At 69.4% G+C, this 22867-nt stretch carries 22 protein-coding genes; 7 read left to right on the top strand and 15 right to left on the bottom strand.

Annotation, left to right across the window (positions count from 1 at the left end; all coding sequences use genetic code 11):
- Positions 1 to 9 precede the first annotated feature (9 nt).
- Positions 10 to 924 carry a MerR family transcriptional regulator gene (locus DMH03_RS00115; protein WP_370310749.1) on the bottom strand — a complete coding sequence of 305 codons (915 nt, stop codon included), beginning with the start codon at positions 922 to 924 and terminating at the stop codon, positions 10 to 12.
- A 230-nt stretch (positions 925 to 1154) separates the two neighbouring features.
- On the opposite strand from DMH03_RS00115, the gene DMH03_RS00120 reads away from it, so the two are divergent.
- On the top strand, positions 1155 to 1475 hold the full coding sequence (locus DMH03_RS00120) for a WhiB family transcriptional regulator (RefSeq protein WP_007031108.1): 321 nt from the start codon (positions 1155 to 1157) through the stop codon (positions 1473 to 1475).
- Positions 1476 to 1814: 339 nt separating this feature from the next.
- Here the strand turns inward: DMH03_RS00120 and groL are convergent, their stop codons facing one another.
- From groL to DMH03_RS00135, 3 genes are all read right to left on the bottom strand, one after another.
- Positions 1815 to 3428: a chaperonin GroEL gene (groL, locus tag DMH03_RS00125; RefSeq protein ID WP_125790031.1), complete on the bottom strand. Its 1614-nt coding sequence runs from the start codon at positions 3426 to 3428 to the stop codon at positions 1815 to 1817.
- Positions 3429 to 3528: 100 nt separating this feature from the next.
- Positions 3529 to 3822: a co-chaperone GroES gene (gene groES / locus DMH03_RS00130; RefSeq protein ID WP_007031106.1), complete on the bottom strand. Its 294-nt coding sequence runs from the start codon at positions 3820 to 3822 to the stop codon at positions 3529 to 3531.
- A 206-nt stretch (positions 3823 to 4028) separates the two neighbouring features.
- Entirely contained in the window at positions 4029 to 4691 is a 663-nt protein-coding gene (locus DMH03_RS00135) for an HAD family hydrolase (protein ID WP_125790032.1), read from the bottom strand.
- A gap of 141 nt (positions 4692 to 4832) precedes the next feature.
- Here DMH03_RS00135 and DMH03_RS00140 point away from each other — a divergent pair, with 141 nt between their 5' ends.
- Positions 4833 to 6728, top strand: coding sequence for an N-acetylmuramoyl-L-alanine amidase (locus DMH03_RS00140; RefSeq protein WP_125790033.1), 1896 nt, complete (start codon positions 4833 to 4835; stop codon positions 6726 to 6728).
- A gap of 51 nt (positions 6729 to 6779) precedes the next feature.
- On the opposite strand, the gene DMH03_RS00145 is transcribed toward DMH03_RS00140, so the two are convergent.
- Together DMH03_RS00145 and xrtP are read right to left on the bottom strand one after the other, a co-directional pair.
- The gene (locus DMH03_RS00145; protein WP_125790034.1) at positions 6780 to 8168 is read right to left on the bottom strand and encodes a glycosyltransferase; all 1389 of its coding nucleotides are present in this window, start codon (positions 8166 to 8168) and stop codon (positions 6780 to 6782) included.
- Positions 8168 to 8671, bottom strand: a complete 504-nt coding sequence (gene xrtP, locus DMH03_RS00150) for an exosortase P (RefSeq protein ID WP_233611340.1) — start codon at positions 8669 to 8671, stop codon at positions 8168 to 8170. Before xrtP ends, DMH03_RS00145 begins: the two co-directional genes overlap by 1 nt.
- A gap of 428 nt (positions 8672 to 9099) precedes the next feature.
- Between xrtP and DMH03_RS00155 the strand changes: the two genes are divergently transcribed.
- The 3 genes from DMH03_RS00155 to wecB all read left to right on the top strand — a co-directional run bounded on the left by DMH03_RS00155 (position 9100) and on the right by wecB (position 11333).
- The gene (locus DMH03_RS00155) at positions 9100 to 9876 is read left to right on the top strand and encodes a choice-of-anchor P family protein (RefSeq protein ID WP_125790035.1); all 777 of its coding nucleotides are present in this window, start codon (positions 9100 to 9102) and stop codon (positions 9874 to 9876) included.
- A 21-nt stretch (positions 9877 to 9897) separates the two neighbouring features.
- Complete coding sequence (locus tag DMH03_RS00160; RefSeq protein ID WP_007031099.1) at positions 9898 to 10077, top strand: LPXTG cell wall anchor domain-containing protein; 180 nt, start codon at positions 9898 to 9900, stop codon at positions 10075 to 10077.
- A 104-nt stretch (positions 10078 to 10181) separates the two neighbouring features.
- Complete coding sequence (gene wecB, locus DMH03_RS00165; protein ID WP_125791462.1) at positions 10182 to 11333, top strand: non-hydrolyzing UDP-N-acetylglucosamine 2-epimerase; 1152 nt, start codon at positions 10182 to 10184, stop codon at positions 11331 to 11333.
- Here the strand turns inward: wecB and tsaD are convergent.
- The 3 genes from tsaD to tsaB are packed head-to-tail and all read right to left on the bottom strand — an operon-like array spanning position 11330 to position 13505.
- Positions 11330 to 12376, bottom strand: coding sequence for a tRNA (adenosine(37)-N6)-threonylcarbamoyltransferase complex transferase subunit TsaD (gene tsaD, locus DMH03_RS00170; RefSeq protein ID WP_125788863.1), 1047 nt, complete (start codon positions 12374 to 12376; stop codon positions 11330 to 11332). The two genes, wecB and tsaD, sit on opposite strands and share 4 nt — an antisense overlap.
- Positions 12376 to 12855: a ribosomal protein S18-alanine N-acetyltransferase gene (rimI, locus tag DMH03_RS00175; protein WP_125788862.1), complete on the bottom strand. Its 480-nt coding sequence runs from the start codon at positions 12853 to 12855 to the stop codon at positions 12376 to 12378. The genes tsaD and rimI overlap by 1 nt, the downstream gene beginning before the upstream one ends.
- The gene (tsaB, locus tag DMH03_RS00180; RefSeq protein ID WP_125790036.1) at positions 12852 to 13505 is read right to left on the bottom strand and encodes a tRNA (adenosine(37)-N6)-threonylcarbamoyltransferase complex dimerization subunit type 1 TsaB; all 654 of its coding nucleotides are present in this window, start codon (positions 13503 to 13505) and stop codon (positions 12852 to 12854) included. The genes rimI and tsaB overlap by 4 nt, the downstream gene beginning before the upstream one ends.
- Before the next feature lie 376 nt (positions 13506 to 13881).
- Between tsaB and DMH03_RS00185 the strand changes: the two genes are divergently transcribed.
- Together DMH03_RS00185 and DMH03_RS00190 are read left to right on the top strand one after the other, a co-directional pair.
- Complete coding sequence (locus DMH03_RS00185) at positions 13882 to 15303, top strand: acyl-CoA synthetase (RefSeq protein WP_125790037.1); 1422 nt, start codon at positions 13882 to 13884, stop codon at positions 15301 to 15303.
- Positions 15300 to 16631: a carboxyl transferase domain-containing protein gene (locus tag DMH03_RS00190; protein ID WP_125790038.1), complete on the top strand. Its 1332-nt coding sequence runs from the start codon at positions 15300 to 15302 to the stop codon at positions 16629 to 16631. Before DMH03_RS00185 ends, DMH03_RS00190 begins: the two co-directional genes overlap by 4 nt.
- Positions 16632 to 16673: 42 nt before the next feature.
- Here DMH03_RS00190 and tsaE read toward each other — a convergent pair whose 3' ends face one another.
- From tsaE to DMH03_RS00220, 6 genes are read right to left on the bottom strand one after another with little or no spacing between them, the layout of a single operon-like run.
- Positions 16674 to 17138, bottom strand: coding sequence for a tRNA (adenosine(37)-N6)-threonylcarbamoyltransferase complex ATPase subunit type 1 TsaE (gene tsaE, locus DMH03_RS00195; protein ID WP_199748615.1), 465 nt, complete (start codon positions 17136 to 17138; stop codon positions 16674 to 16676).
- Entirely contained in the window at positions 17138 to 18235 is a 1098-nt protein-coding gene (locus tag DMH03_RS00200; protein ID WP_199748616.1) for an alpha/beta fold hydrolase, read from the bottom strand. Before DMH03_RS00200 ends, tsaE begins: the two co-directional genes overlap by 1 nt.
- Positions 18232 to 19371, bottom strand: a complete 1140-nt coding sequence (gene alr / locus DMH03_RS00205) for an alanine racemase (protein ID WP_125790040.1) — start codon at positions 19369 to 19371, stop codon at positions 18232 to 18234. The genes DMH03_RS00200 and alr overlap by 4 nt, the downstream gene beginning before the upstream one ends.
- A gap of 28 nt (positions 19372 to 19399) precedes the next feature.
- Positions 19400 to 20491, bottom strand: coding sequence for an ABC transporter ATP-binding protein (locus tag DMH03_RS00210; RefSeq protein WP_125790041.1), 1092 nt, complete (start codon positions 20489 to 20491; stop codon positions 19400 to 19402).
- A 4-nt stretch (positions 20492 to 20495) separates the two neighbouring features.
- Entirely contained in the window at positions 20496 to 21923 is a 1428-nt protein-coding gene (gene xylB, locus DMH03_RS00215) for a xylulokinase (protein ID WP_125790042.1), read from the bottom strand.
- Positions 21913 to 22728 (bottom strand): DeoR/GlpR family DNA-binding transcription regulator, encoded by an 816-nt coding sequence (locus tag DMH03_RS00220; protein WP_125790043.1) that lies wholly within the window; start codon positions 22726 to 22728, stop codon positions 21913 to 21915. Before DMH03_RS00220 ends, xylB begins: the two co-directional genes overlap by 11 nt.
- Between the last annotated feature and the right edge of the window lie 139 nt (positions 22729 to 22867).

Below are 22867 nucleotides of genomic sequence, written 5' to 3' on the forward strand. Positions count from 1 at the left end.
GCGTCCTTTCTATCGCCTCGCACCGACAAGAACGTGCTCGATCCGGTCGGCGGCGGTCGTCAGTTCGCCGAGCAGTTCGATCTTGTCCGGGAGCGCGGCGGGATCCCAGCCCGGACCGCAGGCGAACATCCTGCTGCGCTGACGGCCGCGAGAGACCCTGGCGAACAGGCGTGGATCCGCGGTCGCACGCCGTCCCGACCACAGCACGACCGCCGCCGGGACACTGCGGCGGACTGTCACCGCGAGCACCTCCGCGGGCAGGGAGGCGCCGAACAGCTGGGCACCGATCCGACGTCCCGCGAGCGCCGCGGCGAGCGCGTACATCGGCAGGTTGTCGCGCTCGTCCGGCACGCAGGTCAGCAGGACCGGCCGTTGGTTACGTGGCTCGCGGAGCACCGGCGTCGCGCGGACGAGGGCGGCGTACACGCACTCGGCGAGCAGGTACTCGACCTCCGCGCCGGCGCTGACACCGCGCCAGCGCGCACCGAGCGCCGACAGGACCGGCGACACGACGCCGGTCCAGGCGGGCAGCACACCGAGCTCACGGATCGTGTCGGCGAGCATGCGCTGTACCGCGCCGAAGTCCATCGCGAGCGCGGCCGTGCTCAACCGCCTGGCGAGCCGGGACGGGACGTCGTGATCCTCGGCGGGCGGCGCGGCCGCCTGCTCCTCCACTTGGACCACGGCGGTCTCCGGAGGCTCCGTCGCCGTCCGGGGCATCTGCTCGAGCGCGTACTTCGCCGCTTCGGCCGTCGAGGCGCCGCGCAGCAACGCGCGCTGCATCAGTTCGAGACGGCCGATGTCGGAGCTGCCGTAGCGACGGTGACGGCCGTTGGTGTGGCGACTCGGTCCTACGCCGTATCTGCGGTCCCAGGTGCGCAGGGTGGACGGTGCGACCCCGAGCCGGCGAGCGACCGAGGCCACCGGCAGGGTGGGTTCTTCACTGCTGATCCGAGATCCCACTCGACCCAATATCCAGGCAGGCAGGGACCGGGGCAACCGGAACGGAAAGTACCGCTCACACATCCGGGGGATGCCTAACGGCTGAATCGTCTTGAATCTCTTGAACAAGTATTGGCGCGCTTCTAACGTTACCGCCGTTGCACCGAATGGAGTATCCGCAGCGCAGCAGAGCAGGTAAACGCTTCGACCGGATGACGGAGGCGGTCAGGATGGCGGACACACGCAGGCTCCCGGGGCCCAACGCGGATGTATGGGACTGGCAGCTCGAAGGGTCGTGCCGAGGCATGGACAGCGCGTCCTTCTTTCACCCTGACGGCGAGCGCGGGCCGGCCAGAGCCCGCCGCGAGGCGAGGGCCAAAGCCGTGTGCCTGGCCTGTCCGGTACTGGCCATGTGCCGGAACCACGCGCTCGCCGTGCACGAGCCGTATGGGATCTGGGGCGGACTGTCGGAATCGGAACGCGAGCACATCATCAAGGCGGACAAGCGCACATTGAGCATGTCGAACGGCTGATCCGGCCGAGTCGGCGACGCGGAAGGGCGGCATCCGGGTGGGGTGCCGCCCTTCCGCGTCTCCGGCCGGCGGAGCGCGTTTAGCCCGCTAAAGGCGCTCCGGCCGGGCCTGGGTGCCCATGTCGCCGGATCGCGTTTAGGGGGCTAAACGCGCTCCGGCCGGCCGCCGCGTTTCCGGCCGGCGGATCGCGTTTAGCCCGCTAAAGTCGCTCCGCCCGCGGTCACGCTCCCCTGCCGGCGGATCGCGATTAGCCCCCTAAAGTCGCTCCGGCGAGGGGGCCGGGACAGCAAAGCGGGGCGGCACTCCGGATGGAGTACCGCCCCGCTTCGAGGGGTGGAACTAGTGCGCGTGGCCGTGACCGGCCGCGGCGGGCTCCTCATCGACCGGCTTCTCGACGATGGAGCTCTCCGTCGTGAGCACGAGCCGGGCGATGGAATCGGCGTTCGCCACCGCGGACCGGGTCACCTTGACCGGGTCGACGATGCCGGCGGCCAGCAGGTCGGTGAGCTCACCGGTGGCGGCGTTGAAGCCGTGTCCCCAGCTCTGCTCCTGGACCTTGTTCACGATGACCGCACCCTCGTGGCCCGCGTTGGTCGCGATCCAGAACAGCGGGGCGGACAGCGCGTCGCGGACGATGCGCACACCGGTCGCTTCGTCGCCCTCGAGGCCGAGGCCGCCGTCGAGCTCCTTGACCGCGTGCACGAGCGCCGAGCCACCGCCGGGCAGGATGCCCTCTTCGACGGCCGCCTTGGTCGAAGCCACGGCGTCCTCGATGCGGTGCTTCCGCTCGTTCAGCTCGGTCTCGGTGGCCGCGCCGACCTTGATCACCGCGACACCGCCGCCGAGCTTCGCCAGCCGCTCCTGCAGCTTTTCGCGGTCCCAGTCGGAGTCGGTGTTCTCGATCTCCTTGCGGATCTGCGAAACGCGTCCGGCGATGTCGTCCTTGGTGCCGGCACCGTCGACGAGCGTGGTGTCGTCCTTGGTGACGACGATCCGGCGGGCGTTGCCCAGCTGGGCGAGCGTGGTCTCGGACAGCTTGTGCCCGATTTCGGCCGAGATGACCTCGCCGCCGGTGACGACCGCGAGGTCGTCAAGGAACGCCTTGCGGCGGTCACCGAAGAACGGCGCCTTGACCGCGACGGCGGTGATCGTCTTGCGCAGCGAGTTCACCACGAGGGTCGACAGCGCTTCGCCGTCGACGTCCTCGGCGATGATCAGCAGCGGCTTCTTGGCCTCGACGACCTTCTCCAGCACCGGGAGCAGGTCGGCCAGCGCCGAGATCTTCTCGCGGACGATCAGGATGTAGGCGTCCTCGAGGATCGCCTTCTGCTCCTCCGGGTTGGTCGCGAAGTGCGCCGACAGGAAACCCTTGTCGAACTGCACACCCTCGGTGATCACGAGCTCGGTCGCCAGCGTGGACGACTCCTCGATCGTGATGACACCGTCTTCGCCGACCCGCTCGACGGCCTCGCCGATCCGGGCGCCGATGGCCGCGTCACGCGAGGTGACGGTGCCGACCTGGGCGATGTTGTCGCGGCCCTTGACCGGGGTCGCCTTCTCCTTGAGCACCGCGATGACCTTCTCCGCGGCGGCCTCGATGCCGCGGCCGACCGCGGTCGGGTTGGCACCGGCGGCGACGTTGCGCAGGCCGACCTTCACCAGCGACTGCGCGAGCACGGTCGCGGTCGTGGTGCCGTCACCGGCGACGTCGTTGGTCTTGGTGGCGACGCTCTTGGCGAGCTGGGCGCCAAGGTTCTCGAACGGGTCGTCGAGCTCGATCTCGCGAGCGACGGTGACGCCGTCGAGGGTGATGGTCGGGCCACCGAACTTCTTGTCGAGTACGACGTGGCGACCGCGCGGGCCGAGGGTGACCTTGACCGCGTCGGCGAGCTTGTTCACCCCGCGCTCGAGCGCGCGACGAGCGTCCTCGTCGAAACTGATCTGCTTGGGCATGGCGTGTTCCGCTTACCTTCCAGTTCTAAAGCTCGGAAAACACGAACGCCCCGTTCCCCGGCAATGCGGGGCCCGGGGCGTCATGCGCTGAGAGCGGACGTCAGTTGATGACGGCCAGCACGTCGCGGGCGGAGAGGATCAAGTAGTCCTCACCGTTGTACTTCACTTCGGTGCCGCCGTACTTGGAGTAGATGACGACGTCGCCGACGGAAACGTCGAGCGGGACACGGTTGCCCTTGTCGTCGATGCGGCCCGGGCCAACGGCCAGAACCTTGCCCTCCTGGGGCTTCTCCTTGGCGGTGTCGGGGATGACGAGGCCGGAAGCGGTCGTCTCCTCGGCCTCACTCGTCTGGACAACGATCTTGTCCTCGAGCGGCTTGATGTTCACGCTCACCGGGTTGACCTCCACGGTCGTCGAAAGCGTTGGCAGGATGAGTTACGGCTCCTACCACCCCCGCCGTCGCGGGTGCCGGGGCGTGTTCGGGCCGTGCAATTAGCACTCTAGCCATGTGAGTGCCAGCTTCGCAAGGAGGGTCCGCTCACCTTGCTTCCGAGCTCCTGACCGGCCCTTTTGTTCCGCAAGGCCACGACGGATCGCGTTTAGCCCGCTAAACGCAAGTCGGCCAGGTCTGTCACCAGGGCGTCCGGGCCGAGAGCCGTGAGGGCCCTGCGCTTCGCCGGCGTCTTCGCGAGAGCGATCGAAGCGACGCCGGCGGCGCGAGCGGCCAGGATGTCCGCGGCCGAGTCGCCGACCATGACGCACTGCCGAGGTGAAGTGCCGAGAGCCTTCACCGCGGCGTCGAGCAGCATCGGCCGCGGCTTCAACTGCGCAGGGTCGCTCGTCATCCGCGCGCTGATCCGGCGAACCTGCTCGGCGAGTTCGTGCAGCGAGAGGAACGACCGGATCGCGTCGACGGAGTTGTTGCTGACGATCGTCACCGTGAACCCCTGCGCGACCCACTCGCGAAGGACTTCCGCGACGCCGGGCGCCGGCGAGACCAGCGCGACGGCCTCCCCCTCCAAGCGGTTGAGCTGCCGCTCGACGACGTGCGCGGTGTTCGGACCGCACGAGGCCGCGTAGCGAAGCACGTCGAACGGATCGGCGGAGGCGTTCACGTCCGCGGGCAGATCGGGTCCGACGAGACGCTTGAGCCTGTCCGCCACCTCGCTCGCCGGCAACCTGGCGAACACATCGCACACCGGACCGTCGAAATCGAGGAAGACGTGGTCCTTCTCCTGCAGAAGCTCCTTCACCCCAGCCATGCCCCCACCTTGCCACCGGAGCGCCTTTAGCCCCCTAATCGCGATCTGAAGGGACCTTACGGAGCAGGCCGCTTTCTGGTTAGGTTCCGACCATTGGGGTCGGTCCTGTTCAGCAGACCTAGTCACTGGGGGTTTACGCCCATGCCGCGTCCCTTCCGTCCTGTCGCCCTCGAACCGCTCCGGCGCCGGTCCAAACGGACCGCCGGACTCGCGGTCCTCGCCCTCGCCGCCGGCCTTCTCGCCGCCGTACCCGCCGAAGCCACCCCTGCCGATCAGCAGCGTCAGCGGGACTTCGCGGCCGCCGCGCAGGAGTTCGGCGTTCCCGAGAACGTCCTTCTCGGCGTCTCGTTCCTGGAGTCGCGCTGGGACTTCAACGCCGGCACTCCGAGCACGTCCGCCGGCTATGGCCCGATGCACCTGACCGACCTGCGCGAAGCGGGCACGGGCACGCATCACGACGAAGGCGAGGAGGATCCGCGCGGAGACGACGCCCGCCGCGCGAAACTCCCGGTGACACCGGCGCCGAAGCCTCCCCCGCCCGGCCTCCAGACCATCGACGAAGCGGCCGCGTTGATCCGGCAAGACGTCGCGACGCTGCGCACGAACACCACCCAGAACATCCGCGGCGGTGCCGCTCTGCTGGCGAAGTACCAGCGCGAAACCGGTGACTGGAAGGCCGCCGTCGCGCGCTACAGCGGCGCGAAGGACGCGGCGGGAGCGCAGTCCTTCGCCGACGAAGTCTTCGACACCATCTCCAAGGGCGTCAGCCGGACGACCGACGACGGTCAGAACGTCACCCTCGCCGCGACACCGACGAGCCACGCGCGCGCCCAGGCCAGGAACCCGAAGACGGAGTGCCCGAAGACGGTCTCGTGCCTTTCGGTGCCGGCGCCGTACCAGGAGTTGCCGGACAACGACTACGGCAACCACGACAAGGCGGACCGGCCGAAGAGCCAGAAGGTCGAATACATCATCATCCACGACACCGAGGGCTATTGGGACACGGCGATGGACCTTGTCACCGACCCGACGTACGTGAGCTGGCACTACACGATCCGGTCGTCCGACGGCCAGATCGCGCAGCACGTGCCGACCAAGGACGTCGGCTGGCACGCGGGCAACTGGTACGTGAACGCGAAGTCCGTCGGCATCGAGCACGAGGGCTTCGCCGCGAAGGGCACTTGGTACACGGAGGCGATGTACCGCACCTCCGCGAAGCTCGTCGGCTACCTCGCGCGGAAGTACGACATCCCGCTCGACCGCGCGCACATCCTCGGCCACGACAACGTCCCGGGCACGATCCCCTCGACCATCAGGGGCATGCACTGGGATCCGGGCCCGTACTGGGACTGGGCGCACTACTTCGACCTGATGGGCGCGCCGCTGTCCGGTTTCGGCCGTCCCGGTTCGCCGCTGGTGACCATCACGCCGGACTTCGCCACGAACAGGCCCGCCTTCACCGGCTGCGAGACCGCCGGGAAGCCTTGCCCGGCAAGGGGTTCCGGTTCGGTCGTGCTGCGCAGCGAGCCGACCGACTCGGCGCCGCTGCTCAAGGACATCGGCCTGCGCCCGGACGGTTCAGCGAGCACGATGGCTGTCTCCGACATCGGCAGCCGGGCGGAGACCGGCCAGCGGTACGTGGTCGCGGAGCGGCGTGACGGCTGGACGGCGATCTGGTACCTCGGCCAGAAGGGCTGGTTCCGCGACCAGCGCACGACGAGCCCGGCGTTCGGTCTGGTCGTCACGCCGAAGCCCGGACTGGCGACCGTGCCGGTCTTCGGCCGCGCGTATCCGGAGGCTGAGGCGTACCCGGCGAACGTGCCGGTGCAGCAGGTCGTCCCGCTGCCGTACACGTTCTCGGCCGGGCAGCGGTACTCGCTCGGGAACATGCTCGGCTCCGAGTACTACTCGGCGACGACCTTCGACCCGGCGAACCACGTGGTCGTCAAGGGCAAGACCAGGTACGTGCAGATTCAGTTCGGGCACCGGATCGCCTTCGTGAAGGCGGACGACGTCCGGATCCTCCCCGCCGCCTGACCTCCGCGCGGATCGCGTTTAGCCCGCTAAACGCGATCCGCGCCGAGCGGGTCAGGAGTCCAGCGCGACCTTCACCCCGGGGGCGTGCTCGGTGTTCCGCCGCGTCTTGGACCAGCCGTTGCGGCCGCGCACCAGCCGGAACAGCGCCCGCCACGACGTGATGTAGAACGTGTAGATGTACAGCGCGTAGGCGAAGCCCATCCCGAGCCCGCGCAGGAGGTTGCGACTCTTCAGGCATTTGAACTCGTAGATCGGGCCCCACACGATGAACGGCAGCAGCCCGAACGAGCCATAGATGGCGAACAGGATCCACGCGCCGTCGTCGGCGAACCAGGTCCACATCTGCGCCGGATCCCCCGCCGTGGTGAACAGCAGCAGGATGAACGGGATCGGGTACAGCAGCGAGCCGAGCAGCTGCATCCACGGCTGCGCGAGGTAGTACATCATCTCCGCCGCGCCCAGCGTGCTCACATGCGGCGAATCCCAGATCCGCCGGAGATACCGCGAGCACTGCATCGTGCCCTGGCCCCAGCGGGTGCGCTGCACCAGGAATCGCCGCAGGCTGTACAGGCCTTCCTGCTTCACATGGGAGTCCGGCGTGTACCCGGTCCGCCAGCCCGCGGTCAGCAGGTGCACGCCGAGTTCGAAGTCCTCCAGCAGCGAACCGCGCCACGGCTGCTCGTCCTCGCCCGCGATCGAGTCCAATGCGGACAGACGCGTGAACTGGCCGTTGCCGCCCATGGAGATCGTGCCGGTGAACCCGCGCGAGGTCTGGATCGCCGCGATGGCCGTACGGAACTCGAGATCCTGCATCTGGGCGAGCTTCAGCCCGAAGGCGCGCGAGAACCAGTTCTTTCCCGGCGGCCGGGTGTCGGCGTTGCCCATCCAGACGTCGAGTTGCACCGCGCCGATGGTCTCGTCGCCGAAGAGATGGTCGGCGGCGCACACTTCGAGGCAGTTCTCCGCCGGACGGCCGTCGGCGTCGACGACTACGACGACGACGTCGTCACGGCTCGCGTCAGGGCCCATCCAGTCGTTGAGCGCCTGGTAGGCGGCGTTGAGCGCGTCTCCCTTGCCCGTCCTCGCCTCCGGACGGCGCCGGGGAACGAGGTGCAGGTACGGGTCGTAGCCGCCGTTGCGCCGCCAGATCGACTTGACCACGCGGGCCGTGCGGTCCTCGGAGTCGTCGTCGACGACCCAGACGTGCGCGTGCCGGAACGTCGAACGCAGGTACCGCACCGTTTCGCGGATGACGGTCTGTTCGTCCCGGCAGGGGACGAAGAAGTGCCAGGTGAAGTCGGCGGCGTCGCCGACGGGCGCGGGTTTGCGCCGCAGGTACGGCACGACGATCACGACCACGTACACGATGAACGCGACGCTCATGGTGAGCGCGAAAGCCTGTGTGATCGCGAGCAGGATCTTGATCGAGCCGCCGCCCATCAGGCGGTCCCGCGCTCGGCCCGCGGCTTGCGGGTGCTCAGCCAGACGAACAGCACGAGGGCGACCGCGCCGCCGATGACGCTGACCATCGAGCCGAGCAGAGTGTGACCCCAGTAATAGCCTTCGTCGATTCCCATCATGTGCACGAGCCCGACGATGGCCAAAACCCTCATCTGATTGACAAGAATGACGATGATCGCGGAAATCGCCAACGAAGAGAACAGCCTCTTCGCATTTTTGGGACGGAAATACAACATGACGGCGGTCACCAGCAACAGGGGCAGCAACATGAATGCCGAAGAGCATTCCGGCGTCATTCTCAACCCGAGTGGAGTATCGCCGGACAACCCAAAGTAGACAGTCTCGCGTTCACCGGCGACGAAGACACCCGATGTGGTGATAACCCTCAGTATCAGCCCGGAAAGCTGCACTTCGAACACCCGGTACAGGCGTTCGGCCAGCACCAGCCCGACCGCGACGGCGATCACCGCCAGCACCGCCATACGCAGCGGAAACCGGCTGGAACTCGGCAAAGGAGCGCTCGCAACGGCCACGGTGACCCTCTCAGGAAAGGCGCAGCAGACGACGGGATTCGGCGAAGCGGACAGGGACCTCGCCGACGAGAGTAAGTCAGCGAGAACCGGCCCTTCCGACCGGGGTTCCCGTTTCGAACGTGATCATGAGCCCTTTCGGCACGATCGTGGAGAAACTGACTAGGCCGAAAGAGTGACACCTTCGACGACCTGCGGAAAATTGTTCGCAAGACCACCCGATCCGGTGATCCTCGCAGTTTTTCGTTCAATTTGGGAAACACTCGGCGATAGACGATCCGCGAGCCGAGTCAGGCCAGTTGAGGATTCGTCCGCGACGGTTGTGCCCGAGTGCCGACCGCAGTTGAGAGAAACCCCCACGAATCAATTCGGAGGACCAGTTGAAGAACACGCACCTCTTGCGACGAGGCGGATTGCTCGCCGCTGTGGTGGCGAGCGTGGCTCTCGCCGGTGCGGCGCCCGCCTCGGCGGCCCCCGGTGACGGCTCCGCGTATGGCGTCAAGGTCGATGTGAAGCTCCTCGGCCTCGACGCGGTGAAGGCCGGGCCGCTCGCCGAGGCGAAGACCTCCGGGCCGACCGCCAACAGCCTCGCGAAGGCCAACCTCACCGGTGTGCTCACCGCGGGGGCCATCAACACCGAAGCCAAACGCGACGACAACTCCGGTGCGGTGACGGCCAAGGCCAGCACCGCCGATGTCGGCCTGCCGCTGCTCAAGGGCGCTCTCGGCGACGTCGGCATCAAGGTCGTCGAAGCGACCTGCACCGCGACCCAGAAGGGTGTGCAGGGCGCGACGAACCTCGTCGGCGCGAACCTCGGCAGCGCGGGGGCGGTCGACTCGACGCCCGCGCCGAACACGCAGATCAAGGTCGGCCTCGGCACCGTCAACGTCGCGACGATCATCCTGAACGAGCAGATCAAGAACAGCGACGGCAGCCTCACGGTCAACGCCGTCCACGTGAAGCTGCTCGGCGATGCCCTCACCCCGCTCGGTTCCGGCGACGTGATCGTCTCGTCGGCCACCTGCGGTCCGGCAGGCCTGCCCGTGCCGCTCGCTTCGGGCGCGGGGCTGTGGATCGGTCTCGGCCTGCTCGGTGCCGTCGCCGTCCCGGTCGGTATCCGCGTCGTTCGCAACCGGCGTCCGGCGACCACCGCCTGACCAGGGTGAAGTGAGGTCGAAATGTACAAGTTGCCTGGCGCCGGAGTCGGCGTCGCCGGTGGCGGGGTGGGTGCCCTCGCCGCCACCGGGGCCGATGTCGGCTGGTGGCTGGCCGTCGGGGTGATCCTGCTGGTTCTCGGAACCATCGCGGTCATCGCCGGCTACCGCCGCACGAAACGGCTCGGTGAAATGGGGAGCTGACGCTTCCCGGACGGACCGGCCGCCGGCGTGTGCCCCTCGTGCGCCGGCGGCCGCCACCCGCGTTTTGCGGGACAATCGAAATCGTGGATGAGGAGCGCGAACGCGTGGATGTGATGTTGCTGGCCGGGACGCGCCCGGAGGCGGTCAAGCTCGCGCCGCTGGCACTGGCTCTGGCGGAGCACTCGCGGCTACGGCCCTTCGTCGTCCACAGTGGACAGCATCAGGGCATGGTCGAACAGGCGCTGATCCCGTTCGGCCTGCCGGTCGACGCCTGGCTCGACATCCCGCCGCGCACCACCGGAACCCAGGCGGAACTCGTTTCCGGGGTGCTTCCCGCGCTCGACGAGCTGCTGCGTCGGGTCGCGCCCGCGGCGGTCGTCGTCCAGGGTGACACGACGACGGGGCTGGCGGGCGCGCTCGCCGCTTTCTGGCTGGGCATCCCGGTCGTGCACCTGGAAGCGGGGCTGCGCACGCACGACCTCGCCGCGCCGTTCCCCGAAGAGGGGACGCGGCAGATGATCTCGCGCATCGCCGCCCTGCACCTCGCGCCGACGCCGGGCGCCGCGGCCGCGCTGCGCACGGAAGGTGTTCCGCGCCAACGGATCGCCGTCACCGGCAACACCGTCGTCGACGCCGTGATCGCGATCGCCGAACGCGATCTCCCGGCGAGGGACACCGCATTCGCGTTGCTGGAGATGGAGATCGCCGAGGCGGGCGAACGCCTCGTCCTGGTGACGTCACACCGGCGCGAGTCCTGGGGCGAGCCGCTGAGCCGCACGCTCGCGGCCATCGAACTGATCGTCGCGGAGCACAGCGACGTCCAGGTGTTGTTCCCGGTGCACCCCAATCCTGACGTGCGGGAGCAGGTCGTGACCGCGCTCGGCGGGACACCGCGGGTGACGATCACCGAGCCGCTCGAATACCCCGATCTCGTGCGTGCGCTGCGGCTCGCCGCGCTCGTGCTGACCGATTCCGGTGGTATCCAAGAGGAAGCACCGACCTTCGGCACGCCCGTCTTAGTGCTCCGAGACGTCACCGAAAGGCGCGAAGCCATCGAGGCGGGTTGCGCTTGGCTGGTCGGGACGGACACCGCCCTCATCGCCGACACCGCGGCGAAGATCCTGCGCGGCGATCTTCACCCGACTCACGCCGGAAACCCATACGGGGACGGCAATGCCGCCGCGTTGTCGGTGGCAGCGCTGGAGGAGTTGCTCAACCTCGCCCCGGCGCCGCGCACCGCCGCCGAATCGCGCTAGATCGAGACGATCTGGACCGGCAGTGCCGGATTGGCGGAGAAATCGAGCGACGCCCGCGGCCGTCCGGCGGCGACCACGTGCGCACCGAGCGCGGCGATCATCGCGCCGTTGTCCGTGCACAGCCGCGGCCGCGGGACGCGCAGGGTGATCCCGGCCTCGGCGCAGCGCTCGGCGGCGAGTTCGGACAGCCGTGAATTCGCCGCCACACCACCGGAAATCACCAGCGTGTCCACTCCGTGTTCCTTGGCAGCGCGGATCGCCTTCATGGTCAGAACGTCGGCGACGGCTTCCTGGAACGACGCGGCGACGTCGTCGACGGGGATCTCCTCGCCGCGGCGCTCGGCACCTTCGACCCAGCGCGCGACCGCGGTTTTCAAGCCGGAGAAGGAGAAATCGAACTTCGCGTCACGCGGACCGGTCATCCCGCGGGGGAACGCGATGGCCGCGCCGTCGCCGTTCTTGGCGGCCTTGTCGATGGGCGGGCCGCCGGGGTAGGGCAGGCCGAGGACGCGGGCGACCTTGTCATAGGCCTCGCCCGCCGCGTCGTCCACAGTGGACCCGAGTTCGGTGATCTCGGACGCGATGTCGTCCACCAGGAGCAATTGCGTATGCCCGCCCGAAACGAGCAGGGCGAGACAGCGGTCGGGCAGCGGCCCGTGCTGGAGCGTGTCGACGGCGATGTGCCCGGCCAGATGGTTGACGCCGTAGAGCGGGATGTCGAGCGCGGCGGCGTATGCCTTGGCCGCGGCGACACCGACCAGGAGCGCGCCGGCGAGACCGGGTCCGGCGGTGACCGCGATGGCGTCCACATCGGACAGTTTCAGCCCGGCCTTGTCGAACGCGCGCTCGACCGTCGGGACCATCGCCTCCAGGTGCGCGCGGCTGGCGACCTCGGGCACGACGCCGCCGAAACGGGCGTGCTGGTCGACACTGGAGGCGACCTCGTCGGCGAGGAGTTCGACCGTGTCGTCGTCGTGCAGGCGGACGAGGCCGACGCCGGTCTCATCGCACGAACTCTCGATGCCCATGATGATGCGCGGCATCAGCCCGCCACCTCGTCTCGGACCTGGGCCCGCGGGCGGGCCATCGTGTAGGCGTCGGCGCCGGAAGGCTGGTAGTAGCGCTTCCGGAGGCCGATACGTTCGAAACCGTGCCGCTCGTAGAGCGTGATCGCCGCTTCGTTGTCGGTGCGGACCTCGAGGAACACCGGCGCGGCGAGCTCGTCCGCGCGGTCGAGGAGCGCCTTCAGCAGCGTGGTGCCGATACCTTTGCGCTGGTGATCGGGGTCGACGCCGATCGTGTGAATGCTCGTCTCGTAGTCGCCGCGGCGGCCGACGACGGCGAGCCCGGCGTAACCGATGACCTCGTCGCTTTCATCCGGACGGGCGACGAGATAGTGGCCCCCGGCGTCCAGCTCGGCATGGAAGGCGTAGGCGGTCCACGGCGAATCGCCGGGGAAGAGGATCTTCTCTATCTCGACACAGCGGGAGATATCCTTGCGGCGTAAGGGTTCCAGCCTCACGGCGTGGTCACCTTCTTGCGCGCGGCCGGTTCGACGGCGTCCGGGCGACGGAGGTAGAGCGGGGTCAGCGGGGCGGGCTCGTGGTCGAAGTCGGCCGCCTTGACCAGTCCGATGGGTGACGGGAAGCGCGGCTCGATCGGCTGGACGCCGAGGGCGTCCGCGTAAAGAAGGGCGCCGTCGCCCGCCGCGACCTTGATGGTGGTCTCGAGTTCGGCCGGGCGCTGAACGTGTGGCCCGTCGGTGCGGGAGCCGTCAGCCGCGTACGCGGCCCAGTAGACCTCGCGGCGCCTCGCGTCGGTCAGGACGAGGAAGGGCGCTTCGCCGGGGGCGACGTCGGCGGCGATCGCGTCGAGACTGCAAACCGGGTGGGCGGGGATGCCGAGGGCGTGGGCGAGCGACGCGGCGGTGGCCATTCCGGCGCGAAGGCCGGTGAAGGGGCCGGGGCCGACGCCGCAGACGATGGCGTCGAGGTCGCGAAGCGTGACGCCCGCGGCCTTGACGGCTTCGAGGACGTGGGGCGTGATCAGCTCGCCGTGCGCGCGCGGGTCGACCGTGACGCGGTCGCCGCGCGACTCGAGGGCGTCGCCGTCCAGGGCGACGAGGCCCGCGGTGACCGCCGGGGTCGAGGTGTCGATGGCCAGTACCAGCACGGTTACCCAGCCTACGACCAGCGCCCCGGATCGCGTTTAGCGGGCTAAAGGCGATCCGGCGCCGGGGCCGCTCCCCTGCCGCCGGATCGCGATTAGGGGGCTAAAGTCGCTCCCGCCGTCTGGCCCCCGGAGCGCGTTTAGCCCGCGAAAGTCGCTCCCGCCCTCCGGGCCGCCGGACCGCGTTTAGCCCGCTAAACGCGACCCGCACGGCCGCCACCCGCCGATCCCGAGGGCCGCCCTCGGATCGCGGTTAGCCCGCGAAAGTCGCTCCGGCGGCAGGGTGTGAAGCAGGTCGCAGGGGTGCGGGTGGGCAGCGCGGTACGGTCCTGCGAGGGCCACGTGCCCCGGCCGGCGAAGTCGAGCAGGAGGTCACACGGTGCCCGATCGGTTGTTCCCCACGCTGGCGAGCGGCTCCGGCAAGGAGGCGCTCCGCTTCGGCGACACCTCCCTGACGTACACCGATCTCGCGGCCGTCGCCGGCACGCTCGCGCGCGACCTGCCGAGCGGCCGCGTCGCCGTCTGGGCGACACCGACGCTGCACACCAGCATCGCCGTGGTCGCCGCACTGCTCGCCGGCGTCCCCGCCATCCCGCTCAACCCGAAGATCGGCGAGCGCGAACTCGCCCACATCCTCGCCGACAGCGAGCCCGTCCTCGTACTCGCCGAACCGGGCGCCGACCTGCCCACCGGCCTCGACGGTCTGCCGCGCCGCGACATCCCCCTCGAAGGCGCACCTGCTGATCTCCCCGCGGAACCGGCCGAAGAGGCCCCGGCGCTCATCGTCTACACCTCGGGCACCACCGGCCCGCCCAAGGGCGTCGTCCTCCCCCGCCGCGCGATCTCGACCACCCTCGACGCGCTCGAGGACGCCTGGGAATGGACCGCCGAAGACGTCCTGGTCCACGGCCTTCCGTTGTTCCACGTGCACGGCCTGATCCTCGGCATCCTCGGACCGCTCCGGCGCGGCGGCTCGGTCCGGCATCTCGGCCGGTTCTCCACCGAAGGTGTCGCACGCGAACTCGCCGCCGGGGCGACGATGATGTTCGGCGTCCCGACCATGTACCACCGCATCGCGGGCGAAGTCGGCGAAGACCCATCGCTCGCCGAGTCGCTGAGCGGCGCCCGGCTGCTCGTCTCCGGATCGGCCGCGCTGCCCGTCCACGACCACCAGCGCATCACCGCGGCGACCGGACAGCGTGTGATCGAGCGCTACGGGATGACCGAGACCCTCATGAACACCAGCATCCGTGCCGACGGCGAGCACGTCCCCGGCACCGTCGGCGTCCCGCTGCGCGGCGTCGAGCTGCGGCTCGTCGACGAAGCGGGAAAGCCCGTCGAGGAGATCGAGACCGTCGGCGAGATCCAGGTCCGCGGGCCGAATCTCTTCACCGAGTACCTCAACCGCCCCGATGCGACCGAAGCCGCCTTCGACGACGGCTGGTTCCGCACCGGCGACGTGGCGACCCGCGACGCGGCCGGCTACGTGAAGATCGTCGGCAGGAAGGCGACGGATCTGATCAAGAGCGGCGGCTACAAGATCGGCGCGGGCGAGATCGAGAACGCGCTCATGGAGCATCCCGGTGTCGCGGAGGTCGCGGTGACCGGTGAGCCCGACGACGACCTCGGCGAGCGCATCGTGGCCTGGGTGGTGCCGGACGGCGAGCGCCCGACCGAGTCGGAACTCGCCGACCATGTCTCGCGCCTGTTGTCGCCGCATAAACGACCTCGGGTCGTCCGCTATCTGGAAGCGTTGCCGCGCAACGACATGGGCAAGGTCATGAAGCGGGCGCTCGGATGAGCAGGCCGTCGGCGCGGTCCGTGGTCAAGGAGATCGCGACCGGTTTCGAGGATCTGGACGTTCCTCGTTCCGATGAGCCGGACGACGGGCCGATCGGCTGGCCGGGGTACCGCTCGGCACGCGAGGCCGCCGAGGAGCGGACCGGCGAGGACGAGTCCGTGCTCTGCGGGACCGCCGAGATCGGTGACGTCGAGGCGGTTGTGATCGCCTTCGAGTTCGGCTTCCTGGGTGGGTCGATCGGTCAGCGGACCGGCGATCGCGTCGAGGCGGCGTTCGCGCGGGCCGTGGCGTCGCGGTTGCCGGTGGTGTCGCTGATCGCGACCGGCGGAAGCCGCATGCAGCAAGGCATGCGTGCGCTCACACAGTTGCAGCGCATCGCGCGGGCGGCGGCAGGCGCCCGGTCGGTGCCACAGATTTCGGTGCTGCGTGATCCGACCACCGGCGGCGGCTGGGCGACACTCGGCGCGAGCGCCGACGTCGTTCTCGCGCTGCCCGAGGCCCAGGTCGGTTTCGCGGGCTCTCGAGTGCGGCCTACCGGCGCGCCCGCTGAGGCGTACACAGCCGAAGCGAAGCTCGCGTGGGGCCAGGTCGACCGGATCGTGGCCCCGGCCGACCTCCCCGCAGCGCTTGAACGGTGGCTGCGCTTGCTGACATCGCCGACGCCGGAAGCCGCCGAGCCTCCCGGCGCACTCGGAGTGACGGACTTGCCCGACAGCGGCTGGGCCGCGGTCCAGGCGGCGCGCTCCGCTGACCGACCGAGGGCCGCGGAGTACCTCGACGCGTACTTCGACTGGCGTGAGGACGTCTCGGGCGACAGGTGCGGCGGAGTCGACTCCGGAGTCCTGTGCGGCTTCGGCTGGCGAGACGGCCGCGCGATCGCGTACGCGGCACAGTGCGGAACGCCGACGCTGCCCGCGGGCTTCCGGACGGCGGCGCGTCTGGTGCGGCTCGCGTCGCGACTCGGGATCCCGGTCCTCACCCTCGTCGACACCCCGGGCGCGGCGAACGACGAGGCTGCCGAGCAGGCCGGGGCAGGCGCGGCGATCGCGGAGTTGTTCGAGGCGGTCGCGAGCGCGGCCGTGCCGATCACGACGCTGGTGATCGGGGAAGGCGGCTCCGGTGGCGCGCTCGCGTTCGCGGCGCCGGGGTCGACCTGGGTGACGCCCGACGCGTACTTCTCGGTCACCTCGCCGGAAGCGGCCGCGGCGATCCTCAAGCTGCCCGCCGACGAAGTCCCCGCTCTCGCGGACCGCCTGCGGTTACGCCCCCAGGACCTGGTCGACCTGGGAATCGCTCGCTCCGTGGTCGGCCCGGAAGATCGCGATTAGGGGGCTAAAGTCGCTCCGGCGGTCCCGGGGCTCAGATCGCGTTTAGCCCGCTAAACGCAAGTCGGGCGTGCGGGAAGTCCAGGTGCCGTGCGGCTCCAGGGTGACCATGCGGACGTCGTCCTCACGACGCTCCAGCCGCACGACGAGGTAGTCGTCCGAGAGGCGCTCGGCGGCCCCCTCGCCCCATTCGACGACGAGGGCGGACCGCTCCAGTTCGGTATCGAGGTCCAGGTCGTCCAGCTGCGAGAGATCCCCGCCGAGCCGGTACGCGTCGACGTGCACCAGAGCGACCCCAGAAGCCCCGGCCGGATGCACCCTGGCGAGCACGAACGTCGGCGAGCTGACCCGCCCGCCGACGCCGAGGCCGTCCGCGATCCCGCGGGTCAGCGTCGTCTTGCCGGCCCCGAGCGGCCCGGCGAGCAGCACCAGATCGCCCGCGCGCAGCGAACGTCCGAGCTCACGCCCGAAGTCCATCGTCGACTCGGGAGTCGGGAAAGCGAAATTCATCAGCGTTGCCACCACCAGGTCCGCCGTTCGGAAGTCTCACCATCGGTGCCCGTGCACCGTTGCATCAGGTCGATCAGGTGGCTGTTCACCAGTTCGGGTTGTTCCAGCTGCACCATGTGCCCCGCGCCGCGGACGCGCACCAGCTCCGCGTCCGGCAGCTCCGCCGCGATCCGCTCGGCATGCGCGATGGGCGTGAACCGGTCGGAATCCCCGCCGACGACCAGCACGTGCGCGTGCTTCAACCCGGCGAGCGCGGCGTACCGGTTGTGGCTGCCGAGCGTGTCGACGAAGTTCACCAGCCCGCGCACCGGCGTCACTTCGAGCATTTCCAGCATGAAGTCGACAAGTCGCGGAGACACGTCACGGCTGCCGAAAGCCAGCCTCCGCACGGCTTGCCGGGTCAGCTGCCCGCCTGCCGCACGCACGAACTCGACGAGTCCCGGCTGCCAGCCGGCCAGTCCACCGACACCGCGCGTGAGCGGGTTGTACTTCGAGAGCAGTGATCTCGGCAGGCCCCGAGCGCCGACTTCGCCCGCCGCGGTCGCGATGAACGCGACACCGCAGACGCGGTCGTCGAACAACTCGGGATGCTCCGCGGCGAGCTCCATGATCACCATGCCGCCCATCGAGTGCCCCATGAGCACGATGGGTCCCTCCGGCACCACCGAGCGCAGGACCATGTCGAGGTCGCGCGCCAACTGTTCGATGGTGCTGGTTTCGGCGGTCGCGGCGCCGGATTGCCCGTGCCCGCGATGGTCGAAGTAGACCTGACGCACCCGCGGCAGCTTCAGCGACGCGAGGTCTCGCCGCTGGAAGTGCCAGCAGCGCTTCGACAACGCGAAACCGTGCACGCCGACGACGGTCAGCTCCGGTTCTCCCCCATCGGCCGGATCGATCTCCTCGACCGAGAGCGGCGTGCCGTCCTCCGCCGCCACTGTCGAGGTCCGATCCGGTTCAAGATCCCCCAACGGCTCGTCCACGAACGGATCCTCACTCTGCCGCCGCTGCTGTGCGGCGACGGCGATCGCGGCGGCGGTGCCGGTGGCCACCGCACCGACGCCGCCGACGATGGCCAGCAGTCTTCGTGAAGGTGTCACGAGCCTGCCTCCAGATACGTCCGGTGGATCCGCGGGCGGTACATCGAAGTGACGATCTCGTAGTCGATCGTTCCCAGCTTGTCGGCCCATTCCCTGGCCGTGGGCTCGCCGGATGTGCCCTTGCCGAAGAGGACCACTTCGCTGCCGATGGGCGGCTCGTCGTCTCCGCAGTCGACGATCAGCTGGTCCATGCAGACGCGGCCGACGACCGGCCGTCGCTTCCCTGCGAGCAGGACGTCCATCCGTCCGGACAGCGACCGCGGCACGCCGTCGGCGTATCCGACCGGAACCAGCGCGAGGGTGGTGTCGCGTTCGGCCGTCCAGCTGTGGCCGTACGAGACCGATTCACCGGCCGGGATCCGCTTCGTGAGCACGACGGACGATTTGAAGGTCATCGCCGGGCGCAGATCGTCGGCGGTGGGCACCGGGTTCAGCCCGTAGATCGCGATCCCGGGACGCACGAGGTCGAAATGGAGGTCGGCCCTGGTCAGCACGGCGGCGGAGTTCGCGATATGCCGCATCGGGTCGAGGCCGGCCGCGCGGGCGATGTCGTAGGCCTCGTCGAACCGCTTCGCCTGCACGTCGATGGAGGGGTGGCCGAGCTCGTCGGCGCAGGCGAGGTGCGACCAGATGGCAACGACCTCGATGAGCGGCTTCGCGGCCGAGGTGGCCGGGACCAACGCGGGCCATTCCGCAGGTGGGCAGCCATTTCGGGACAGCCCGGTGTCGATCTTGAGGTGCACCCGCGCGATCACGTTTAGCCCGCTAAAGTCGCTCGCCCGGCGCGCGCCGTCGGCCACGCGGGCAAGCTCGTCGAGGGAGCTCACGGCGACGTCGATGTCTTCGGCGACCGCGGGTGCGAAGTCGGCTTCGGGAGTGTCGAGCCAGCTGAAGAGCCGGGCTCCGATCCCCGCCCGGCGCAGCGCGAGCGCCTCGCCGAGGGAGCAGGTGCCCAGCCAGGTGGCCCCGCCCTCGATGGCGGCACGGGCGACCTCGAGGGCTCCGTGCCCGTAGCCGTCGGCCTTGACGACGGCCATCGTCTGGGCGCCGGGGGCACGGGAAGCGAGCAGGGCGACGTTGTGCCGGATGGCGGACAGGTCGATGACGACCTCGGCACGCGGGAAACTGGCGGTCATAACGACCACCAGTTTCCCACGAACCGGCTCAGGACAGGCGCGCCCCGTCGGTGGCGGAGAACACGTGCAGCTCGTCCGGACGGATCCGCAGGTGCAGGGTGTCGCCCATGACCGGCGGCTTGCGCGGGTCGACGCGGGTGACGACGTTCGACTTCGAGCCCTCGGCGTCGGTCTCGGCGAGCTTGCCGTAGACGTACGCGTCCGAGCCGAGCTCCTCGACGAGGTCGACCTTGATCGGCAGCGTGCCGTCTTCGCTGGTGGTCACCTCGAGCGATTCCGGGCGGAAGCCGAGCGTGACCGTGTCGCCGTCGGCCTTGGCGAGGATCTCGCGGGTCAGCGGCACCCGCGCGCCACCCAGCTCGGCACCGTCTTCGGTGAGCTTCGCGGTGACGAGGTTCATCGCGGGCGAGCCGATGAAGCCGGCGACGAAAGCGTTTGCGGGCCGGTCGTACAGGGCGCGCGGGGTGTCACACTGCTGCAGGAGACCGTCCGAGAGGACCGCGACCCGGTCGCCCATCGTCATGGCTTCGACCTGGTCGTGCGTGACGTACACGGTGGTGACGCCGAGGCGGCGCTGCAGCGCGGCGATCTGCGTACGGGTGGAGACACGCAGCTTCGCGTCGAGGTTCGACAGCGGCTCGTCCATCAGGAAGACCTGCGGCTCACGCACGATGGCGCGGCCCATCGCGACACGCTGGCGCTGACCGCCGGAGAGCGCCTTCGGCTTACGGTCGAGGTAGTCCTCGATGTCGAGCAGCTTGGCCGCGTCGAGCACCTTCTGCTTGATCTCCGAAGCCGGGCGGCCCGCGATCTTAAGCGCGAAGCCCATGTTCTGGCCCACGGTCATATGCGGGTACAGCGCGTAGTTCTGGAACACCATCGCGATGTCGCGGGCACGCGGCGGCAGCTGCGTGACGTCGCGGTCGCCGATCCACACGGCGCCTTCGTCGATGTCCTCGAGGCCGGCGAGCATCCGCAGGCTGGTGGACTTGCCACAGCCGGAAGGTCCGACCAGCACGAGGAACTCGCCGTCGGCGATCTCGAGGTCGAGTGCGTCCACGGCGGGCCGCTCGGAGCCCGCGTAGCGCCGGGTCGCCTTGTCGTAGGTGATCGTGGCCATCGGTTCAGTCCTCTTTCGGTTTCGCGGAAATGCCGTGCCCGAGTTCGCGGGCTTCGAGATGCCGTTGCCGGATCCGGCGCCCCTCGGCGCTGTCCGCCTCGGTCGGCTCGAGTGGGGTGTAGCCGTGCTGTTCCTGCCAGCGGGGAGGTTCCGTGCTGGAAGCGAGGGCCCAGGCCGCCTGCCGCGCGGCACCGACCGCGACGTACTCGGCGACTTCGGGGATGACGACGGGCACGCCGAACACGAGCGGCGCGACCGCGCGGGCGGCGGCCGACTGCGCGCCGCCACCGATCAGGAGGACGCGGCGGACTTCGAGTCCCTGCTCGCGCAGGGCGTCGAGACCGGCGGCGAGGCCGCACAGCATGCCTTCGACGGCGGCGCGGGCGAGGTTCTCGGGCGTCATGTTCGCGCGGGTCAGGCCGAAGAGCGTGCCGTTGGCGTCCGGGAGATTCGGCGTCCGCTCGCCGTCGAGGTACGGCAGGAAGGTGAGCCCGCTGGAACCGGGCGCGGCCGCGAGCGCCAGCTTGTCGAACTCCGCGAGTTCGACGCCGAGCATCGCGGACGTGGCGGTCAGTACGCGGGCCGCGTTGAGGGTGCAGGCCAGCGGAAGGAAGCGGCCGGTAGCGTCGGCGAATCCGGCGACGATGCCGGAGGGGTCGGCGCTCGCGGTTTCGGAGACGCCGAAGACGGTGCCGCTGGTGCCCAGCGAGACCACGACGTCGCCGGGGGCGAGTTCGAGACCGAGCGCGGCGGCCATGTTGTCGCCGGTGCCTGCCGAGACCAGAATCCCGTCCGGGGTGTGGCCCGCGGCTTCCGCGGGACCGATGACCTTGGGCAGTTCGGGCGTGCGGCCACCGAAGGCGTGCGCGAGGAGATCCTTGCGGTATTCGCCGGTGGCGGGCGAGAAATAACCGGTGCCGGAGGCGTCACCGCGGTCGGTGACCGGCTCGGCGCCGTCGCCCAGCAGCCGCCAGGTCAGCCAGTCGTGCGGGAGCAGCACGCGGGCGACGCGATCGGCCAGTTCGGGCTCGTTCTCCGCCATCCAACGCAGCTTCGTGACGGTGAAACTGGCGACCGGCAGCGAGCCGACGGACTTCGCCCAATTTTCAGGTCCGAGTTCGACACCGAGATCTTCGGCCGCCTTCGCCGACCTGGTGTCGTTCCACAACAACGCGGGCCGCACGACCTCGCCGGCCTCGTCGAGAGTGACCATGCCGTGCTGCTGACCGCCGATACCGATGGCACCCACGCCGTCGAGCAGGCCGTCCGTGGCCTCGCGGAACGCGTCCCACCACACGGCGGGGGCGACCTCGGTGCCGTCGGGATGCGAGGCGCGGCCGGTGCGGACGATCTCGCCGGTGTTCGCGTCGCAGACGACGACCTTCGTCGACTGGGTCGACGAGTCGATTCCGGCGACCAGCTCAGAACTCATATTCCGGGCCCTCCGGTGCGCATTCGACCTGCTCGATGGCGGTTCCCGCGGTCAGCGCCGCCTCGATCTCCTCGGTCGGTGCCTCTTCGTCGGTGATCAGGAGGTCGTAGTCGCCGATGTCGCCGTACGCGTAGGTGGCGGTGCGGCCGAACTTGGAGTTGTCGACGACCAGGACACTGCGGTCGGCCGTGCGCAACGCGGCCTTTTTGAGCTCGGCGTAGTCCTGGACCGGGTGGAACAGGCGGCCGACCGCGACCGCTGCGGCCGAAACGAACGCGATGTCGGCGTGCGTGCGGTCGAGGAACGCGATGACGTCCGGGCCGGCGCACGAGTCGAACTCGTGGTGGTAGCGGCCGCCGGCCAGCACGACCTCGACGCTCTTGGCCGGGCCGAGGATGCGGGCGGCTTCGAGCGAGTTGGTGATGACGGTGAGGTCTTCGATCCGGCCGAGGCGGCGGACCAGCGGGAAAAGCGTGGTCGAGTCGTCGACGAAGACGGTCTGACCGGAGTGGACGTGCGCCGCGGCGGCCTCGCCCAGCGCGTCCTTCGTGGCCTGGTTGAAAGTGTCGCGGAACCGGGCTGCCGACTCCATGGTCGTCGCGGGGTATGCCTCGACCTTGCCGCGCAGTTTGCGGAGGAGGCGGCGCTCGGCGAGTTCGTCGAGGTCGCGGTGCATCGTCATGAGGCTGACGCCGAACCGGGTGGTGAGGTCGTCGATGCGGACCTCGCCGGTGGCGATGACGTGGTCGAGGATCTCCTGGCGTCGCTGCTCGACGGCGGCGTCCGAAGGCCTGGTCTTAGACATGGGCGACACCGTTCACGACCCGGACCATCGCGGTCTCGGCGGGGTGGGTGTCGGCGCTCACACCTGCTTCTTACCAGATTATTCGCCCAGAGTTAACACGTAACTCGATAACTCCCGCATTTTTCTCACCTCGACCTCC

Origin of the sequence: Amycolatopsis sp. WAC 01376 (assembly GCF_003947415.1) — a bacterium.
Classification (GTDB): Bacteria; Actinomycetota; Actinomycetes; order Mycobacteriales; family Pseudonocardiaceae; genus Amycolatopsis.

Bases quoted from the DNA above. Each gene is read 5' to 3' on its own strand.
- DMH03_RS00135 (WP_125790032.1), bottom strand. From the start codon at position 4,691: ATGGCTGGGGTGAAGGAGCTTCTGCAGGAGAAGGACCACGTCTTCCTC.
- DMH03_RS00160 (WP_007031099.1), top strand. From the start codon at position 9,898: ATGTACAAGTTGCCTGGCGCCGGAGTCGGCGTCGCCGGTGGCGGGGTG.
- xrtP (WP_233611340.1), bottom strand. From the start codon at position 8,671: ATGGCGGTGCTGGCGGTGATCGCCGTCGCGGTCGGGCTGGTGCTGGCC.
- DMH03_RS00220 (WP_125790043.1), bottom strand. From the start codon at position 22,728: ATGTCTAAGACCAGGCCTTCGGACGCCGCCGTCGAGCAGCGACGCCAG.
- tsaD (WP_125788863.1), bottom strand. From the start codon at position 12,376: ATGCCGCGCATCATCATGGGCATCGAGAGTTCGTGCGATGAGACCGGC.
- DMH03_RS00190 (WP_125790038.1), top strand. From the start codon at position 15,300: ATGAGCAGGCCGTCGGCGCGGTCCGTGGTCAAGGAGATCGCGACCGGT.
- tsaE (WP_199748615.1), bottom strand. From the start codon at position 17,138: ATGAATTTCGCTTTCCCGACTCCCGAGTCGACGATGGACTTCGGGCGT.
- groL (WP_125790031.1), bottom strand. From the start codon at position 3,428: ATGCCCAAGCAGATCAGTTTCGACGAGGACGCTCGTCGCGCGCTCGAG.
- alr (WP_125790040.1), bottom strand. From the start codon at position 19,371: ATGACCGCCAGTTTCCCGCGTGCCGAGGTCGTCATCGACCTGTCCGCC.
- DMH03_RS00140 (WP_125790033.1), top strand. From the start codon at position 4,833: ATGCCGCGTCCCTTCCGTCCTGTCGCCCTCGAACCGCTCCGGCGCCGG.
- DMH03_RS00210 (WP_125790041.1), bottom strand. From the start codon at position 20,491: ATGGCCACGATCACCTACGACAAGGCGACCCGGCGCTACGCGGGCTCC.
- DMH03_RS00120 (WP_007031108.1), top strand. From the start codon at position 1,155: ATGACGGAGGCGGTCAGGATGGCGGACACACGCAGGCTCCCGGGGCCC.
- xylB (WP_125790042.1), bottom strand. From the start codon at position 21,923: ATGAGTTCTGAGCTGGTCGCCGGAATCGACTCGTCGACCCAGTCGACG.
- DMH03_RS00145 (WP_125790034.1), bottom strand. From the start codon at position 8,168: ATGGGCGGCGGCTCGATCAAGATCCTGCTCGCGATCACACAGGCTTTC.